Source organism: Mesorhizobium sp. M00.F.Ca.ET.216.01.1.1 (assembly GCF_004010325.2).
Classification (GTDB): Bacteria; Pseudomonadota; Alphaproteobacteria; order Rhizobiales; family Rhizobiaceae; genus Mesorhizobium.
This window is the reverse complement of sequence record NZ_SADR02000441.1, coordinates 1-303: the sequence shown is the minus strand read 5'-3', so window position 1 is coordinate 303 and position 303 is coordinate 1. Positions and strand designations below refer to the sequence as shown.

1 protein-coding gene is annotated in these 303 nt (G+C 58.7%); it reads right to left on the bottom strand.

Features of this window, described 5'->3' with window-relative positions:
* Nucleotides 1–99 precede the first annotated feature (99 nt).
* Nucleotides 100–303: putative PEP-binding protein (locus EN859_RS36865; protein ID WP_210237780.1), on the bottom strand; the 204-nt coding region annotated here is incomplete at its 5' end.

The following is a 303-nucleotide window of genomic DNA, read 5'->3' as shown; positions in this document are numbered from 1 at the left end:
TCAAACGATCAAACGACCAAATGACCAAAAGCCGGGCCAACAACGACAAACGCCGCACAAGTGCGGCGTTTGTCGTTCAAGCGGCCAGGTCTATCGGAATCAGGCTTGCGCGACACGCTTGAGCGCCGCTTGTACTTCTTCGGGCTCGAACGATGCGAGCACGTCGGCCACCGGCTTTTCCAGCGTCTTCAGATGCGAGCGCAACACTTCCTGTTTGACCTCGAGTAGCTGACTCGGGTGCATCGAAAACTCGGTGAGGCCCATGCCGAGCAACAGGCGCGTCAACGTGGGATCGCCGGCCAT